Raw genomic sequence first — 18,360 nt, 5'->3', positions numbered from 1 at the left:
GGTCTCACTTACAGCCGATTGACATCGACTGCCCGGCTGCCGGGTGCACTGCAGGATATGGGTGCACCGTAATGACGACAAACCGGCGAGAAGTTACTCCCCTTGTTGCGCGGATAGTAACAGCCTCGAAAGGTGACGCCAAGGGGCATCTTCACCGTCCCATGAAAAAGGGGCGCCACCTGGGCGCCCCTCGCAATATGGCTCTCCTTAGAACCTGTCGACGAGCTGTCACGAGAGGTCGTCAACAAGGTAAAGAGCAGCGCAGGAACCGGAATGTATATGAATACATGAGCACTCTTTGTTACAAACAAGCGAGCAGCGCATGAGCCTTGATCACGGCCTCGCAGCAAGATCGTTAACAGGTTCTCAGAGCGGGTCCACCTTGAGGCAGGAGACCGCGTGGTCGAAGTTGCCCTCGAGCTGGGGCCGGGTCTTGGCGCACTCCGGACCTGCCACCGGGCAGCGGGTACGGAACACGCAACCGGAGGGCGGATTCATGGGGGATGGCAAGTCCCCTTCCAGGATCTGGATGACCTTGCTGCGCTCCAGATCCGGATCCGGGATGGGGACCGCCGACATCAGCGCCTTGGTATAGGGGTGCAGGGGATTGGCGAAGATCTCCTTGCCGGTCCCCAGCTCCACCGCGTTGCCCAGGTACATCACCAGCACCCGATCGGAGATGTGTTTGACCACGGAGAGGTCGTGGGCGATGAAGATGAGGGAGAGCCCCATCTCCTTTTGCAGGGATTTGAGCAGGTTCACCACCTGAGCCTGGATGGAGACATCCAGCGCCGAGACCGGCTCGTCACAGATGATCATCTTGGGCTCGAGGATGAGCGCCCGGGCGATGCCGATGCGCTGGCACTGGCCGCCGGAGAACTCATGGGGGTAACGGTTCACCAGGTTCGGCAACAGACCCACCTTGGTCATCATGGCGCGCACCTTCTCCTTCACCTCTTCCCTTGGCAGGGTCGGGTAGAAGGTGATGAGGGGCTCGGCGATGATGTCGCCTATGGTCATGCGGGGGTTCAGGGAGGCCAGCGGGTCCTGGAAGATCATCTGGATCTCCTTGCGCTTCTCCCGCAGGGCGTTCTGCTCGAGCTTGGTCAAGTCCTGCCCAAGCCACACCACCTTGCCGTCGGTGGCCGGTACCAGGCCGATGAGGGCACGGGCGAAGGTGGATTTGCCGCAACCGGACTCCCCCACGACGCCCAGGGTCTCCCCTTCGTAGAGGCGCAGGGTCACCCCGTCCACCGCCTTCAGGGCGGAGGGCTTGGCCCAGGGCCAGGCCTTGTCACTCTTGATGCTGAAGTGAACCTTGAGGTCGGACACTTCCAGCAGCAGTTTCTTGTCAGTACCCATTTAGTTCACTCCCTTGATCATGGCATCCGATACCCAGTGGCACGCCCGCTCCCGGCCGTCGTTGAACGGTGTCAGGATCGGCGATTGCTGGCCACAAATCTCGCTCACCCGGTGGCAACGCTCCTGGAAGGGGCAGCCGGTGGGCAAACGCAGCAGGTTGGGCGGATTGCCCGGAATGGTGGGCAGCTCTTCCCCTTCGGTGTCGAGGCGGGGAATGGCGCGCAGCAAGCCTTCGGTATAGGGGTGGCTCGGGCGATAGAAGATATCGTTGACCCGGCCGTACTCCATGGTCCGGCCTGCATACATCACCAGCACCTTGTCGCAGATGCCGGCCACGACGCCAAGATCGTGGGTGATCATGATGATGGCGGTGTTGAACTCGCGCTTGAGCTCGTTCATCAGGGTCATGATCTGGGCCTGTACCGTCACGTCCAGCGCCGTGGTCGGCTCGTCAGCGATGAGCAGCTGCGGCCGGCACAGGAGCGCCATGGCGATCATCACCCGCTGGCGCATGCCGCCGGAGAACTCGTGGGGATACATGTTCATCCGCTTGCGCGACTCGGGGATCTTCACCGCATCCAGCATGCGCACCGACTCCTCGAAGGCGGCAGCCTTGGTCATCCCCTTGTGCAGCATCAGCACTTCCATCAGCTGATCCTTGACCTTCATGTAGGGGTTGAGCGACGTCATGGGGTCCTGGAAGATCATGGCGATCTTCTCGGAGCGGATCTTGTTGAGCTTGTGCTCCGGCAGATTCAGGATCTCGTCGCCCTGAAATTTGGCCGAGCCGGTGATGACACCGTTCTTGGCGAGCAGCCCCATGATGGCAAAGGCCGTCTGGGACTTGCCTGAGCCTGACTCCCCGACGATCCCCAGGGTTTCGCCAGCAGAAAGAGAAAAGTTGAGGTCGTTGACGGCCACCACATTGCCGTCCGGGGTCTTGAACTCGACCCGCAGATCTTTCACATCCAGTAATTTCATCTCAGTACTCCTTATCGCGCTGTCGTGATGGGGGCCTGCCCGTGGTGAACGCGGTGCGTTCCCTGAACGGGTCTGATGGCCCCTTGGCGTCTTGCCGGTCCCTGGGTATCAGCGATCCTTGGGATCCAGGGCATCACGCAGACCATCCCCGAGGAAGTTGAAGCAGAACAGGGTCACCACCATGAAACCGGCGGGGAACAGGAGTTGCCAGATGGCCACTTCCATCGACTTGGAGCCTTCATCCAGCAGGGCGCCCCAGCTGGTCATGGGCTCTTGCACGCCCAGACCCAGGAAGCTCAGGAAGGATTCGAACATGATCATCCCCGGCACCAGCAGGGTGGCGTAAACCGCCACTATGCCGAGCACGTTGGGCACGATATGACGGGTGATGATCTTCCACTTGGAGACGCCGCAGACGTGGGCCGCCTCGATGAACTCCTTGCTCTTGAGACTCAGGGTCTGGCCGCGCACGATCCGCGCCATGTCGAGCCAGCTCACCGCGCCGATGGCGAGGAAGATGAGGGCCAGATTGCGACCGAAGAAGGTCACCAGCATGATCACGAAGAACATGAAGGGGAAGGCGTTGAGGATCTCAAGCACGCGCATCATCAGGCTGTCGACGCGACCGCCGATGAAGCCGGACGCGGCGCCGTAGAGGGTGCCGATGATGACGGCCACCAGGGCCCCCATGATGCCGACCATCAGGGAGATGCGTCCGCCGAGCAGGGTACGCACGAACAGGTCGCGCCCCAGGCTGTCGGTGCCGAACCAGTGGCCGGTCTCCATGTCCGGGGCACTCTGCATGGCCCCCCAGTCCGGGTCATCGAACGTGTACTGGGACAGGTGGGGCCCCACGATCACCGCCAGACCGATGATGGTCAGGATGATGAGGCTGGTCAGGGCCGCCTTGTTGCGCAGGAAACGGCGACGGGCATCCTTCCACAGGGAGCGTCCTTCCACCACTTCCACTTTCTGGGCGAACGCCTCGACGGCTTCGCGCTTTTCAGTTGTGACTACCATGATGAACTCCCGGCTTAGTAACGGATCTTGGGATCGATGACGGCATAGAGAATATCGACCACGGCGTTAAAGGTGATGGTGAGGGCACCGACCAGAATGGTCAGACCGAGCACCATGGAGTAATCACGGTTGAGGGCACCGTTGACGAACAGCTGGCCGATCCCCGGCAGGCCGAAGATGGTCTCGATGACCACGGAGCCGGTGATGATGCCCACGAAGGCCGGTCCCAGGTAGGAGACCACCGGCAGCATGGCCGGGCGCAGCGCGTGCTTGAGGATGATGTGACGCAGGGGCAGCCCCTTGGCGCGAGCGGTACGGATGAAGTTGGAGTTCATGGTCTCGATCATGCTGCCGCGCATGATGCGGGAGATGGCCGAGATGTAGTACATCATCATGCCGAACACCGGCAGTACCATGAACTGGGCGCCGCCCCCCTGCCAGCCCCCCGCCGGGAACCAGCCCAGATAGATACTGAAGAAGAGCACCAGCAGCGGTGCCAGCACGAAGCCGGGTATCACCACCCCTGCCATGGCCGACGACATCAACAGGTAGTCGATGAGGGTGTTCTGTTTCAGGGCCGCAATGGTGCCAAAGGTGACCCCCAGGGTCACTGCCAGCAGGAAGGCGACCGAGCCTATCTTGGCGGAGACAGGCAGGGCCTGGCTCACCAGATCATTGACGGTGAAGTCCTTGTATTTGAAGGAGGGCCCCAGATCCCCCTGGACCAGGTTGCCGAGGTAAGTGAGGTATTGCATGCCGATGGGCTTGTCCAGGCCATATTTGGCTTCGATGTTGGCCAGGACTTCCGGCGGCAGGGCGCGTTCGCTGGTGAAGGGGTTACCCGGGGCGAAGCGCATCATGAAGAAGGAGACGGTGATCAAGACCAGCAGAGTCGGGATCGCTTCCAGTAGACGTTTAAGGATGAATTTCAACATAGACATTTCCTGTCCTGTACTGCTTCCAAAGGGTCGCGGTTGTAATAAAGGCCCGCCGTCTGGCGGGCCCTGCTTGTTATGCGACTTGTTTCTTTACTCAGTGAGCAACGATGTACATGTCTTTGCTGTAGATGTTGTCCAGCGGGTTGGCCGGGTAGCCGCCCACGTAGGGCTTGACCATGCGGGAGGTCACGTACTGATAGATGGGGGCGATCGGCATGTCCTTGGCCAGGATCTCTTCGGCCTGGACATAGAGCTTGTTGCGCGCCTCGGCATCCACCTGGTTGCGGGACTCGCTCATCAGCTTGTCGAACGTCGGGTTGGAGTATTTGCCGTCGTTGTTGCCGTGAGTGGTCTGCATCAGATCCAGCATGGAGGAGGCTTCGTTGTAGTCGGCAATCCAACCACGACGGGCCACATCAAACTGGCCTTGCTTGAGCGTCTCCAGATAGGTCTTCCACTCCTGGTTCACCAGGCTCACCTGCACGCCGAGCTTCTTCCACATGGAGGCGACGGCCACGGCCACCTTCTTGTGGTTGTCGTCGGTGTTGTAGAGCAGCTCGAACTTGAGCGGGTTGCCCGGGCCGTAACCGGCTTCGGTCAGCAGCTCTTTCGCCTTGGCATCGCGCTCTGCCTGGGTCAGCTTGGACCAGGATGGTGCCACCGGCTTGAAGCCGTCCACGAAGTCGGGCACCAGGGCATAACCCGGGGTCTCACCCTTGCCCATCACCTTGTCGGCGATCACGTCGCGATCGATAGCGTAGGTGAGTGCAGTACGCACCCGCACGTCGTCATAAGGTTTGCGCTTGGTGTTGAAGGTGTAGTAGTAGGTGCCCACATAGCCGCTGACCTTTACTTCGTCCGGCAGCTCTTTCTTCATCTGCTTGAAGCGTTCGATGGGCATGTTGTAGGTCAGATCCACTTCGCCAGCCAGATAGCGGTTCAGCTCGGCGTTGGTGGACTGGATGGGCAGGTAGGTCACCTTGTTGATGACGGTCTTGCCGTTGTTCCAGTAGTTGGGGTTGCGCTCGACGTCGACGCGCTCGTTGACCACCCAGTCCTTCAGCACGTAGGCGCCGTTGGATACCATGTTGCCGGGCTGGGTCCACTTGTCACCGAACTTCTCGATCACCTTCTTCGGGACCGGATAGGTGGTGGTGTGGGAGAGCATGCTGACGAAGTAAGGCACCGCCTTCTCCAGCTGCACCTCGAAGGTGTGATCGTCCACCGCCTTCACGCCCAGGGTGTCGGCCGGCTTCTTGCCCGCGATGATGTCGGAGGCATTGATGATGGTCGGGATCTCCATGTACCAGGAGTAGGGAGAGGCCGTCTTGGGATCCACCGCGCGCTGGAAGGCAAAGACGAAGTCATGCGCGGTGACGGGATCCCCGTTGGACCACTTGGCATCCTTGCGCAGGTGGAACACGTAATGTTTGTTGTCCTTGGTTTCCCAGGACTCGGCGACGCCGGGCAGGGTCTCACCCTTGGGGCCGGAGGAGACGAGACCTTCGAACAGGTCACGCAATACGTTGGATTCGGGGGTACCTTCCACTTTCTGGGGATCCAGGGTGGCGGGTTCGGAACCATTGCCTTTCACCAGGGTTTGCTCGGGAGCAAGCTTGGTACCGGCGGGGACATCGGCGGCGTGAGCCAGGGTGGCGCCACCGAAAAGTGCAGTCAATAAAAGGGTATTAATAATTGTTTTTCTATGAGTCATTTCCATACTCCAACAAGAACATTCCATGCATTTGTTATCCACGAGACAAACACCTCGCTGCCCGCATAATTCCCTGACAATTCTGATAATGCAATAGATATCATCAGGAACAGGCCGCTTTCATGGTCAAAAAAACAACTTAAAACCATTTATTCAGCATTTAAATATCCCGCAGCGGTCATTTTTCGTACAAGGCCGCTCGATTCTAGGAAATGACCAACAAAAAAGAAACAATAAAAAGCCGGTCACAAGGACCGGCTCCGACAAAAACGGACCTGGCTCACACCAGACCGGGGAAGACTCCCTTGATGCCCGCCACGATGATCTCGATGCCAAGGGACATCATGATGAGACCCATGATACGGGTCACCACGTTGATGCCGGTGTTGCCCATCAGCTTGAACAGCAGGGGAGCAGCCCGGAAGATGAGCCAGGAACAGCAGGCAAACGCCACCACCACCACGAACATGCCGGCCATCTGGGGCAGGGTCTTCTGGCTGGCATAGACGATGGAAGAGGAGATGGCACCGGGTCCGGCCATCAGCGGCAGTGCCAGGGGCACCACGGCAATAGATTCACGCGCAGCCAGTTCACCCTTCTCCTGCTTGTTGTGCTTCACCTCCCCCAGCTTGCCCTGCAGCATGGACCAGGCGATCAGGGTGATCAGCGAGCCACCGGCAATGCGAAACGACGCCAGGGAGATGCCGAAACTGTCGAGGATGAGCTGTCCCATGCACATGGAGACCATCAGGATGATCATCACGGCAATGTGGGCGGTGGTGTTGGTCTTGCGTCGCTCCTCCGGCGACATGTGGCCCGTCAGGCTCACAAAGACTGGCAACAGACCCAGCGGGTTGATGATCGCAAACAGGCCGACGAAAAATTTCAGGTATAAAGAGAAGTCTATTGCTGCCATAGGCGCCATCCAGAACCAATACGAGCCACAAGGGGTCAGCCCCCAAACTGCGCGTAAATTTACACCATGGCTTTTCCCTTCTCCAATCAAATAATCTCACCCTTACCGGGGCTTTTCAGTTAGTTCCGCTAATGTAGCGACAAAATTCAACATATCGGGTTGTTAAGGGAGAGAGGCCGCCATTAACATCGCCGGGTGCCATGGCAGCGCGTTATATCAGCCCTCAGCCAAGAAACGATATTTTTGGCAAATGGCACCCTTGCTTCTCACCACGCCTGCTTGCCACCCCCACCCGCTCCTGTGACCCCGATTTTTGGCCTTTCTCACCCTGGTGCGGCGCCAGTGGGGCCGGCTGTGAAGAGGTGACAAGCTCCCTGCCACCGCCAGATGTGCTGTTTCGCCAGGGCGACTGGATGAAAACAACAACCCCTTTCTCAACATAAATGAAACGTCAGGGGAGTGGACGTTCTGCCACCATCACGGCGATACCGCCTCCTCCCATCCCGGCCAAGGCGAGAATTCATCGGATCCCCTTCCCTGAGCAGATATTCCAAGGGCGCGTGACAGCAGCTCGTGGTGCCAAGAAAGGATGACACACTCCCGTAACATAATGGTGCGACAAGGGGTGAAACAAAATTTCTTTTGTTCTTTTGTTACATATGATCCAGATCAATCTTTTCTGACACATCCCGACCCTATAATCGAGCCAGAAAACAGTTTACTAAGGCATGTAAATACCCCGTTATGGTGATTCTCGCCTTGACAAGGTGGCTATAATTGCCGGGCATTGCCAAGGTCTTACTAAACAGTTTTCAAATCATCAGGAGATAAACATGGCAGTAACCAATTTGGCTGAACTGGATGCACTGGTTGCCCGCGTCAAAGAAGCACAGCGTCAATTCGCCAGCTTCTCGCAAGAGCAGGTAGACAAGGTCTTCCGTGCCGCCGCCCTGGCCGCCAGCAACGCCCGTATCCCCCTGGCCCAGATGGCCGTGGCTGAATCCGGTATGGGTATCATCGAAGACAAGGTTATCAAGAACCACTTCGCCTCCGAATACATCTACAACGCCTATAAAGATGAAAAGACCTGCGGCATCCTGAGCCAGGACGACGAGATGGGCACCATCACCATCGCCGAGCCGGTAGGCATCATCTGCGGTATCGTACCGACCACCAACCCGACTTCCACTGCGATCTTCAAGGCCCTCATCTCCCTGAAGACCCGCAATGCCATCATCTTCTCCCCGCACCCCCGCGCCAAGAACTCCACCAATACCGCTGCCAAGCTGGTACTGGATGCAGCCGTGGCTGCCGGTGCGCCGAAAGACATCATCGGCTGGATTGATCAACCCTCCGTCGAACTCTCCAATGCCCTGATGCGTCACGACGACATCAACCTGATCCTGGCCACCGGTGGCCCGGGCATGGTGAAGGCCGCCTACTCCTCCGGCAAACCCGCCATCGGCGTGGGTGCGGGCAACGTGCCCATCGTCATCGACGAAACCGCCGACGTGAAGCGTGCCGTCGCCTCCATCCTGATGTCCAAGACCTTCGACAACGGCGTGGTCTGTGCCTCCGAGCAGGCTGTCATCGTGGTCGACTCCATCTACAACCAGGTCAAGGAGCGTTTCGCGACCCACGCCGGCTACATCCTCTCCAAGGACGAAGCGGACAAGGTGCGTAAAGTGCTGCTGATCAACGGCGCCCTGAACGCCGACATTGTGGGCCAGCCGGCCACCAAGATCGCCGCCATGGCCGGTGTGACCGTGCCTGCCACCACCAAGATCCTCATCGGTGAAGGTCTGGAACTCTGCGCAGAAGACGAGTTCGCTCACGAGAAACTCTCCCCGACGCTGGGTATGTTCCGTGCCAAGAACTTCGAAGAAGCCGTCGAAATGGCCTGCGACATGGTCAACATCGGTGGTATCGGCCACACCTCCGGTCTCTATACCGACCAGGATCGCAATGCCGACCGCATCAAGTACTTCGGCGACAAGATGAAGACCGCCCGTATCCTCATCAACACCCCCTCCACCCAGGGTGGTATCGGTGACCTGTACAACTTCGCGCTGGCCCCGTCCCTGACCCTGGGTTGCGGCTCCTGGAGTGGTAACTCCATCTCCGAGAACGTCGGTCCCAAGCACTTGATCAACAAGAAGACAGTCGCAAAACGGGCAGAAAATATGCTGTGGCACAAACTTCCGAAATCCATCTACTTCCGTCGTGGTTCCCTGCCGATCGCCCTGGGCGACCTGGAAGGCAAGAAGCGCGCCATGGTGGTGACCGACCGCTTCCTGTTCAACAACGGCTATGCCGATGAAGTGGTTCGCCTGCTCAAGAAGCTGAACATGGAAGTGGAGATCTTCTACGAAGTGGAAGCCGACCCCACCCTGTCCGTGGTCCGCAAGGGCGCCGAGATGGCCAACTCCTTCAAGCCGGACGTGATCGTCGCCCTGGGTGGTGGTTCACCCATGGATGCCGCCAAGATCATGTGGGTCATGTACGAGCACCCGGACACTGCGTTCGAAGACCTGGCCATGCGCTTCATGGACATCCGCAAGCGTATCTACAAGTTCCCGAAAATGGGCGTGAAGGCCGAACTGGTCTGTATCACCACCACGTCCGGTACCGGCTCTGAAGTGACCCCGTTTGCGGTCGTGACCGATGACGCCACCGGCATGAAGTACCCGCTGGCCGACTACGAGCTGACCCCGAACATGGCCATCGTGGATGCCAACCTGGTGATGGGCATGCCCAAATCCCTGTGTGCCTTCGGTGGTATCGACGCCGTGACCCACGCCATGGAAGCCTATGTCTCCGTGCTGGCCAACGAATACTCCGACGGTCAGGCGCTGCAAGCCCTGAAACTGCTGAAGGACTACCTGCCCTCCAGCTACATCAACGGCGCCAACGACCCGGTTGCCCGCGAGAAGGTGCACAACGCCGCCACCATCGCCGGTATCGCGTTTGCCAACGCCTTCCTGGGTGTGTGCCACTCCATGGCCCACAAACTGGGTGCGGAGTTCCACATCCCCCACGGTCTGGCCAACGCCCTGCTGATCAGCAACGTCATCCGCTACAACGCGAACGACAACCCGACCAAGCAGACCGCGTTCTCCCAGTACGACCGTCCGCAGGCTCGCCGTCGCTACGCCGAAGTGGCTGACCACCTGGGCCTGACCGCTGCCGGTGACCGTACCGCCGCCAAGATCGAGAAGCTGCTGACCTGGCTGGACGAGCTGAAGGCTACCCTGGGGATCCCGGCGTCCATCCGCGAAGCCGGCGTGAACGAAGCGGACTTCCTGGCCAAGGTAGACCAGCTGGCCCTGGAAGCCTTCGATGACCAGTGCACCGGCGCCAACCCGCGCTACCCGCTGATCACCGAGCTGAAAGCCATCCTGATGGACACCTACTACGGCCGTCCCTTCATCGAGGAAGCCCCTGCTGCCGCCCCGGTTGCAGCCAAGGTCGACGCCAAGGTGGACAACAAGAAAAAATCCAAGGCCTGATAAACGCCACGGATGACAAGAGCCCGCGCACATGCGCGGGCTTTTTTGTTTGTCTATCTGTTTAATTTTGCTAGCTTGTTGATAGGCAAATTCGACAGAAGAGCTAGTCCATGGCGCTGATACAGGCCTCCATCGAGCAGTTGAGAGTCGGCCACTACATCCATCTTCCCACGGGATGGACGAGCCACCCTTTCATGTTCAACGCCTTCAAAATCAAGGACCAGCAGCAGCTCGACATCATCCGCCACCTCGACCTGACCCTGCTGATGGTGGATCCCGACAAGAGCGATCTGCCGGTAGAGCCCCTGCTGCGGGCCGAACCCGTTCCCTCTCTTGAGATGAGCGACACCGGGAATACCACCTCCTCTTCTGAGGGCCCCACCTTCGACGAAAAGGCGTTCAGGCGCTCCCTTCGCATCGCGGACAAGGCGTTCGGTCAATCCCTGTCAGATCTTCGCGACGCCCTTGGCGCCCTCAACCTCAAACCGGACGAAGGCTTGGCCAATACCGCACAGATAGTGCGCAGCACCGCCGCCCGTCTGGCAGAACACCAGGGGCCACTCGGTCTGCACCTCATCCGCAGCCAGAACACGGATACCCTGCTGCAACACAGCCTGAGCGTGGCCTTCATCGCCATGCTGATGGCACGGGAGCTTGGCATGAATCCCGTCGAGATCGAGGAAACCGGTCTGGCGGGCCTGATCCACGACATCGGCGAGCTCAGGATCCCGAGCCAGATCATCCAGAAGCGGGGGGAGCTCAGCAAGGCGGAGCAGAATTTCCTCAACATGCACCCCCAGTACGGACTGGAGATGCTCAACCAGTTGCAGGCTTTCGAACCCAGAATCCGCGAGGTCGCCTACCTGCATCACGAACGCCTCGATGGCAGCGGTTTTCCCCTCGGGATCAAGGGCGACAAGATCCCCCCCCTCGCCCGCCTCATCGGGCTGGTGGACCACTATGACGAGCTGCTTCACCCGCGCAGCGGCCTCAACCCGCCGGGACCCAGCCAGGTGATCGGCCAGCTCTACAAGCTCTCCCAGAAGAAGTTCGAGCAAACCCAGGTCAGGTTGCTGATAAAGGTGCTGGGGGTCTATCCACCGGGTTCCCTGGTGCGCCTGGATGACGATGCCCTGGCCCTGGTGCTCTCCACCGAGCCCAGCATGCCCCTCAGACCCAAGGTGCTGCCCTACCTCAAGGGGCAGCGGCCGGAAGGGGTGGCCATGATCGATCTGCGGGAAGATGCGCGAAGCATCGTCGCCACCCTCAGACAGGAAGAGCTGGACGACGCGCAGCGCGCCTTTTTCGGTCTGGGTCGGCGGGTCTGTTACTATTTCGCCTTCTGAGTTATCCCCAGAAGCTGGGGATAACTCATTGGACAAACCTGAATAATTGCTCAGGTCCCCTCGAAATCGTCCACCATTGGAGCTGGATAAAAAACGCCCAGCCGATGGCCGGGCGGAGCATGCCACCTCCGTGTGGCGTATCCGGTGGATACCTTCATGCTCGCATCAGCAATATCAAGCGGGCATCGATTACACAAATATCAATTTAACGTGCTGATTTTATATGGTTTTATTTTTCCATTCTGGCAAACTGCCGCAGCGTTCAGCCCGCAGCCCGCATCAAGACGGGCTCAGGCTCACCCTGCGTCATGACAACGCCCGGCTCCGGCGTGGTTTTTGAGGAAGCTTTTTTATGCAACTAGTCCTCTCTCTGCTCCAGCAGATGAGCGTCAGTCTGGTCATCGCCTACCTTTTTTCCAAGAGTCCCCTGCTGCGTCCCTTGGCCAACTACTCCGTCAGGCTGCCCCACAAGGTGCTCATCTATGTCATCTTCTCCTGCTTTTGCATCCTGGGAACCTATGTGGGCCTCGACATCGATGACGCCATCGCCAACACCCGGGCGGTCGGTGCCGTACTGGGGGGACTGCTGGGCGGCCCCCTGGTGGGATTCCTGGTGGGGCTGACCGGCGGCCTGCACCGCTATACTCTGGGGGGGTTCACCGATCTCGCCTGCGCCATCTCCACCACCTGCGAAGGCTTGCTGGGGGGGCTGGTTCACTGGCGGCTGATGCGGGCAGGCAGGGTCAATGACCTCTTTGCGCCCAGGGTCGCCTTCTTTACCACCTTCGTGGCCGAGATCATGCAGATGGTGATCATCTTGCTGGTCGCCACCCCCTTCGACAAGTCCCTGCTGCTGGTGCGCACCATCGCCACCCCCATGATCCTCGCCAACTCCTGCGGGGCGGCGCTCTTCATCAGCATGATCCGCGACCAGCAGCGGATGTACGAAAAGTTCTCCCGGGTCTTCTCCGCCAAGGCGCTCACCATCGCCAACCGTACCGTCGGCATCATGAGCCAGGGGTTCACTCCGGAGGCCAGCGGCAAGATAGCCCATATCGTTCAGGAAGAGACCGGCGTCGGCGCCGTCGCCATCACGGACACCGACAAAATCCTCGCCTTCATCGGCACCGGGGAAGATCACCACAAGCCGGGCACCCCCATCACCTCGGCGATCACCCTGCAAGCCATCGCCCAGAACAAGGTGCTGTTCGCAGATGGCAACAGCCAGCCCTATCGTTGCAGCATCTCCCCCCAGTGCCAGCTCGGCTCCGTGCTGGTGATCCCCCTGCAGGGTGACGAGGGGGTGATCGGCACCATCAAACTCTATGAGCCCAAGAAGCGGCTCTTCCTCAAGATCAATCACACCCTGGGAGAAGGGATCGCCAACCTGTTGTCCCAGCAGCTGCTGGCAGGCCGCCTGGAGCAGCAGCAGCGCCTGCTGGTGCAATCCGAGCTCAAGCTGGTACAGGCACAGATAAACCCCCACTTCCTGTTCAACACCCTCAACACCATCAGCGCCATTACCCGCCGCGATCCGGGACGGGCACGGGAGCTGCTGCTGCACCTCTCCCGCTTCTTTCGCAACAACCTCAAGCGCCAGAGCGGCCTGACCACGCTGCGTGAGGAGCAGGAGCACTGCCTCTCCTACCTGGAGATAGAGCAGGCCCGCTTTGGCGAGCGGCTCACCGTCATCAACGAGATCCCGCCCCACCTTGCCGAGGTGCAACTGCCGAGCTTCACCCTGCAGCCCCTCATCGAGAATGCCATCAAGCACGGCATCTGCTCCCTGCTGGGAGAGGGGCGACTTCGCCTCTTCGCGAGGGAAACCCCCGAGGCGATCACCCTTTGCGTCGAAGACAACGCCGGGGCCTGGCAGCCATCCGGCCAGGGGGATGGCCTGGGGATGAGCCTGGTGGACAAGCGCCTCAAGAGCGCCTTTGGCGAGCGCTATGGCATTGACGTCCAGTGGGAGCCGGAGCAATGGACCCGGGTCTCCCTGACACTCCCACGACAACCCCGCACCACCGCCAAGGAGATGACATGATCCGCACCCTGATCGTCGATGACGAGCCCTATGCCCGCGAAGAGCTGGCAGAGCTGCTGGCCAGCGATCCCGACATCGAGATCCTGGGCATGGCGGGCAACGCCATCGAGGCGCTCGGCCTCATCCAGCAACTCAAGCCGGATGTGGTGTTTCTCGATATCCAGATGCCCAAGCTCAGCGGCATGGAGCTGGTGGCCATGCTCGATCCCCTGCCCCGCATCGTCTTTGTCACCGCGTTCGACGACTACGCCATCCAGGCGTTCGAGGAGAACGCCTTCGACTACCTGCTCAAGCCAGTGGAGCCGGCGCGCCTCGCCAAGACCCTGGCGCGGCTCAGGCAGGACATCACCCCGCAACCGGTCGGGACCCTGGCCCCGACCATCCACCATATCCCCGGATACCTGCACAACCGGGTACGGCTGCTCCCAACCTCCCAGGTGGAGTACGCCTTCTCCGATCTCGGCGGCGTCCATGTCGCTTGCCAGGGCGAGCTGTTTCACACCCAGCTCACCCTCAAGTCCCTGGAGGAGAAGACCCCGTTGCTGCGCTGCCACCGCCAGTATCTGGTAGCCCCGACCGCCATCTTCGAAATCCGGTTGCTGGAGAATCAGCTGGCGGAGATCGTGACCCCGAGCGGGGCCCGGGTACCGGTCAGCCGCCGCTACCTCAAGGAGCTCAAAGACGAGCTGGGACTGGAATAAAACGGTGCGCGATGTGCGCCGGATCACAGCGGGCAACCGCTCGGGTCGCCATGTCGCCGCTCACCCTCTTTCACCTGCCGTTAACAGAAGTCCCCCCCTACACTGGCTGCGCACACCAAAAAATAACAAAGCAGGAGCGTAGCAATGATCTGGTTCTTCCTCTGTGTCGGCTTGTTGATAGCCGGCTACTTCATATACGGCAAATTCATCGAACGGATATTCGGGCCCAAACCCGAGTTGAAGACCCCCGCCATCACCATGGCGGACGGGGTGGACTATGTCCCCATGTCGGACAAGAAGGTCTACCTGGTTCAACTGCTCAACATCGCAGGCGTCGGCCCCATCTTCGGCCCCATCCTGGGTGCCCTCTATGGTCCGGTCGCCATGCTCTGGATCGTCTTTGGCTGCATCTTCGCCGGTGCGGTCCACGACTACTTCTCCGGCATGCTGTCGGTACGCGCCAGGGGCGCCTCGGTGCCGACCGTGGTCGGTGAGCACCTCGGCACCGCCGCCAAGCACTTCATGAACCTCTTTGCCGTGGTGCTCCTGATGCTGGTGGGCGTGGTCTTTGTCCTGAGCCCGGCGGGCCTGCTCGCCAACCTCACCTCCACCGATCTGGTCTACTGGATTGCGGCCATCTTCGCCTACTACATCCTCGCGACCATCGTCCCCATCGACAAGATCATCGGTCGCTTCTACCCCATCTTCGGCGCGCTGCTGGTCTTCATGTCCGTCGGCCTCATCATCGGCCTCATCGTCTCCGGCAAGGGCTTCTACAACACCGGGATGGACTTCTCCAACCTGCACCCGACGGACCTGCCGCTCTGGCCGCTGCTGTTCATCACCATCGCCTGTGGTGCCGTCTCCGGTTTCCACGCCACCCAGTCCCCGCTGATGGCGCGCTGCATGCAGAACGAGAGCTCCGGTCGCTTCATCTTCTACGGCGCCATGATAGGGGAAGGGGTCATCGCCCTCATCTGGTGCACCCTGGGTCTCTCCTTCTACGACAGCACCGAGGCACTCAACGCCACCCTGGCCAGCGGCGGCCCCTCTGCCGTGGTGCACGAAGTCTCCACCAGCCTGCTCGGTACCGTGGGCGGCATCCTGGCAATCCTCGGTGTGGTGATCCTACCCATCACCTCCGGTGACACCGCGTTTCGCAGCGCCCGCCTCATCGTGGCGGACTTCCTGAACCTGACCCAGAAGCCCATGGCCAAGCGTCTGCTCATCGCCATCCCCATGTTCATCCTTGGCTTCATCATCTCCAAAGCCGAGTTCGGGGTGATCTGGCGCTACTTCGGCTGGGCCAACCAGACCACCGCCGTCATCATGCTGTGGGCTGCGGCCGCCTACCTCATCAAGGAAGGCAAGCTGCACTGGGTATGCACCATTCCCGCCATCTTCATGACCGCAGTGGTCATCACCTACCTGGCCAACGCCCCCATCGGTTTCGGCCTCGAGATGAATGTTTCCACCATCATCGGTCTGGTGAGCACCGCCCTCATCACCCTCGCCTTCCTGGTGAAATTCAGGCCCTCCCAACTGAGAGAGGCCAAGGAGAGCTGAGGCGTCAGCTTCTCTTCATGACAAGAGGCCCGGCATTGCTGCCGGGCCTCTGCTTTTTGTGGTCACTCCCTGACGGGGGGCTCGGCGGAATCGGGCGCCCGGGCTGGCGCCTGATACCACTGCTCCCTGGCCACCAGCACAGCCTGCTCCGGCTGGGCAATGAAGTTGGGGGACATGATCTGCACCCCGAACTCGTTGAAGACATCCTGAATATGGCCATGGAGTTCCGTCTTGACCACCGCAGGGAGTTCGTTCGCCTTCATTCTTACCTGCAACTCGTACTCCACATACCAATCCTGCAGATTCAACTGCCGCACCAGGGGAGCTTCATCCTGATTGAGCCGGGTGCAGCGCCGCGCGGCCAGCTCCAGCATGGCATGTACCTGACGCCAGGGGGTGTCATAACCGATGGTCACCTTGGTCAGCAGGGCCACCCCCTTCTCGCCCGCCAGCCGTGTCAGGTTCACCACCTTGCCCCCCACCACCACCGCATTGGGCAGCGTGACCTCGTGATCCTGTCGCGTCACCAGCTTGGTCGAGAGGGCGTTGAGCTCGCTCACCATCCCCTCCACCTCGCCGATCTGCACCAGATCCCCTGGCCGCAGTGCGCGGGAGTAAATGAGCACCAGGCCGCTCATGGCATGGTTCATGATACCGGCCGATCCCAGTGTCACCATCAGACCGAAGAAGACGCTGATCCCCTTGAAGGCATCGGAATCCGCACCCGGCAGATAGGGGTAGGCCACGGTCAGGGCAAACAGCCAGATCACCACTGACAGCAGTCGCCGGGTGGCGCCTATGGTCTCGGCGTGCAAACCCTGCACCCGAAACTGGCCACGCTCGATGCGGTCGAAGAGGATGGCCAGCATCTTGATGAAGAAACGGGTGATGACCACGATAAGCAGCACGGTTACCAGACCGGGCATGGCGGCAATCATGCCCTCCAGCATGTCGCCACACAGGGCAAACAGGGATTCCCCAAGCTGATAGCTCCAGGCCCGGGTCTGGGGGAACAGGCCGAGCACATAGGTCAGCCAGCCATAGGTGAGCATGAAGATGAGCAGCAGAGTAATGAGGCCGAGCAAGCGGACCTCGACATTCCCGGTGACCTGGCGCCAGGAGTGGGGGACCAGCCCCTTCTGCAGCAACAGGCGGTTGGCCAGCCACTTTCTGACTCGCCGATGCCCCCGCTGCAACAGCCAGATGAGACCGAAGAAGATCAGGCTGACCACCACCGCCAAGCCGACGGCTCTGAGCAAATAGGGGGTCGAGTGCAGCTCGAGATACTTGATGCGCACGCCGTCGAGCCGATGCAGGACGCGTTCGGCCGCCTGATCCAGGGTCAGCTCGTCGAATTCATCAAGGTCCCCTTCCAACAGCACCAGAATGCGCTTGCCATTGACCAGAAACTCCCGGCTCTCCTGGCCGTGCCGGCTGCCTTTCGTCACGGTCACAGGCGTCATGAGGTCGCTTGGCTCCATCCGCTGAACTCGCTCATGGGCCAGCCGTACCCTGGCCGCCCCATCCAGGTTGCCATATTTAGCCGTCAGCATGACGATGGGTTCATGAAGCAGGACCAGGGTCTGTGCCCGCTCCTGCTCATTGGGCTCCATTCTGGGTTCGGCGGTCCAGCCGAGGCGGGACCACAACAGGCAGATCAGCAACAGGCCAAGCCGCCATCCTTTGCCACTGCACCATTCGTTCATCAGGTTCACCTCTCACCTTGCCCGGGCATCCATTGCTGTTTGATTTTATCTAACCAAATCAATTTTGTGTGTTAAATGAGCAACCGATGAACCATGCCTGTACCGCCACACCAACTCTCCGATTGCAGACTTGCACCGACGGCATATGCTGTCATTATTGCCGAAGCCTCGACTCGACAATCGAAGCATTGTTAGCGACTCAGACGGGAGAAATCGATGGTACTTGACTACATTGCCCTGGGGATCCTGGTGTTTGTCGTCTTGGTCATGTTCTATGGCATTATCGTCATTCACGATATTCCATATGAAATTGCCAAGCACCGTAATCACCCCCACCAGGACGCCATTCACGTGGCAGGCTGGGTCAGCCTGTTCACCCTGCACGTGCTCTGGCCCTTCCTCTGGATCTGGGCCACGATTTATCGCCCCGATCGCGGCTGGGGCTTCTCGCAACGCCTACAACATGACGAAACAGAGATCAGCGCACTCAAAGAGGAGCTGGCAGCACTGCAGGCTCGCATGACCACGCTCGAACAGACCGACAAATAGGTAACGCC

At 59.9% G+C, this 18,360-nt stretch carries 13 protein-coding genes; 6 read left to right on the top strand and 7 right to left on the bottom strand.

What is annotated here, in order from left to right; all coding sequences use genetic code 11:
• Positions 1-366 precede the first annotated feature (366 nt).
• From oppF to AB5Y47_RS04665, 6 genes are all read right to left on the bottom strand, one after another.
• On the bottom strand, positions 367-1,362 hold the full coding sequence (gene oppF, locus AB5Y47_RS04690; protein WP_045525464.1) for a murein tripeptide/oligopeptide ABC transporter ATP binding protein OppF: 996 nt from the start codon (positions 1,360-1,362) through the stop codon (positions 367-369).
• Positions 1,363-2,343: an ABC transporter ATP-binding protein gene (locus AB5Y47_RS04685; protein WP_039038983.1), complete on the bottom strand. Its 981-nt coding sequence runs from the start codon at positions 2,341-2,343 to the stop codon at positions 1,363-1,365. It abuts the gene before it with no gap.
• 108 nt (positions 2,344-2,451) lie between these two features.
• The gene (gene oppC / locus AB5Y47_RS04680; RefSeq protein ID WP_010674331.1) at positions 2,452-3,363 is read right to left on the bottom strand and encodes an oligopeptide ABC transporter permease OppC; all 912 of its coding nucleotides are present in this window, start codon (positions 3,361-3,363) and stop codon (positions 2,452-2,454) included.
• 14 nt (positions 3,364-3,377) lie between these two features.
• Positions 3,378-4,298 (bottom strand): oligopeptide ABC transporter permease OppB, encoded by a 921-nt coding sequence (gene oppB / locus AB5Y47_RS04675; RefSeq protein ID WP_010674330.1) that lies wholly within the window; start codon positions 4,296-4,298, stop codon positions 3,378-3,380.
• Positions 4,299-4,395: 97 nt separating this feature from the next.
• Positions 4,396-6,015 (bottom strand): ABC transporter substrate-binding protein, encoded by a 1,620-nt coding sequence (locus AB5Y47_RS04670; protein ID WP_128272867.1) that lies wholly within the window; start codon positions 6,013-6,015, stop codon positions 4,396-4,398.
• A gap of 280 nt (positions 6,016-6,295) precedes the next feature.
• Entirely contained in the window at positions 6,296-6,931 is a 636-nt protein-coding gene (locus AB5Y47_RS04665; protein ID WP_010674328.1) for a YchE family NAAT transporter, read from the bottom strand.
• A gap of 833 nt (positions 6,932-7,764) precedes the next feature.
• On the opposite strand from AB5Y47_RS04665, the gene adhE reads away from it, so the two are divergent.
• From adhE to AB5Y47_RS04640, 5 genes are all read left to right on the top strand, one after another.
• Positions 7,765-10,440 (top strand): bifunctional acetaldehyde-CoA/alcohol dehydrogenase, encoded by a 2,676-nt coding sequence (gene adhE / locus AB5Y47_RS04660; RefSeq protein WP_069652659.1) that lies wholly within the window; start codon positions 7,765-7,767, stop codon positions 10,438-10,440.
• A gap of 110 nt (positions 10,441-10,550) precedes the next feature.
• Positions 10,551-11,786 (top strand): HD-GYP domain-containing protein, encoded by a 1,236-nt coding sequence (locus tag AB5Y47_RS04655; RefSeq protein WP_103243338.1) that lies wholly within the window; start codon positions 10,551-10,553, stop codon positions 11,784-11,786.
• 352 nt (positions 11,787-12,138) lie between these two features.
• Positions 12,139-13,830: a sensor histidine kinase gene (locus AB5Y47_RS04650; protein ID WP_041212838.1), complete on the top strand. Its 1,692-nt coding sequence runs from the start codon at positions 12,139-12,141 to the stop codon at positions 13,828-13,830.
• A complete protein-coding gene (gene btsR, locus AB5Y47_RS04645; protein WP_039038988.1) occupies positions 13,827-14,531 on the top strand; it encodes a two-component system response regulator BtsR in 705 nt (234 codons plus the stop codon). Before AB5Y47_RS04650 ends, btsR begins: the two co-directional genes overlap by 4 nt.
• Positions 14,532-14,675: 144 nt before the next feature.
• Entirely contained in the window at positions 14,676-16,097 is a 1,422-nt protein-coding gene (locus tag AB5Y47_RS04640; protein WP_171865464.1) for a carbon starvation protein A, read from the top strand.
• 62 nt (positions 16,098-16,159) lie between these two features.
• On the opposite strand, the gene AB5Y47_RS04635 is transcribed toward AB5Y47_RS04640, so the two are convergent.
• Entirely contained in the window at positions 16,160-17,803 is a 1,644-nt protein-coding gene (locus AB5Y47_RS04635; protein WP_263308545.1) for a mechanosensitive ion channel family protein, read from the bottom strand.
• A gap of 216 nt (positions 17,804-18,019) precedes the next feature.
• Between AB5Y47_RS04635 and AB5Y47_RS04630 the strand changes: the two genes are divergently transcribed.
• Complete coding sequence (locus AB5Y47_RS04630; protein WP_039038991.1) at positions 18,020-18,352, top strand: DUF3302 domain-containing protein; 333 nt, start codon at positions 18,020-18,022, stop codon at positions 18,350-18,352.
• Positions 18,353-18,360: the final 8 nt, after the last annotated feature.

This window comes from Aeromonas sp. R7-2 (genome assembly GCF_040908105.1).
GTDB classification, from domain to species: Bacteria; Pseudomonadota; Gammaproteobacteria; order Enterobacterales; family Aeromonadaceae; genus Aeromonas; species Aeromonas caviae.
Note: the sequence above shows the minus strand (reverse complement) of the source record. Positions and strands in the feature narration are given on the sequence as shown.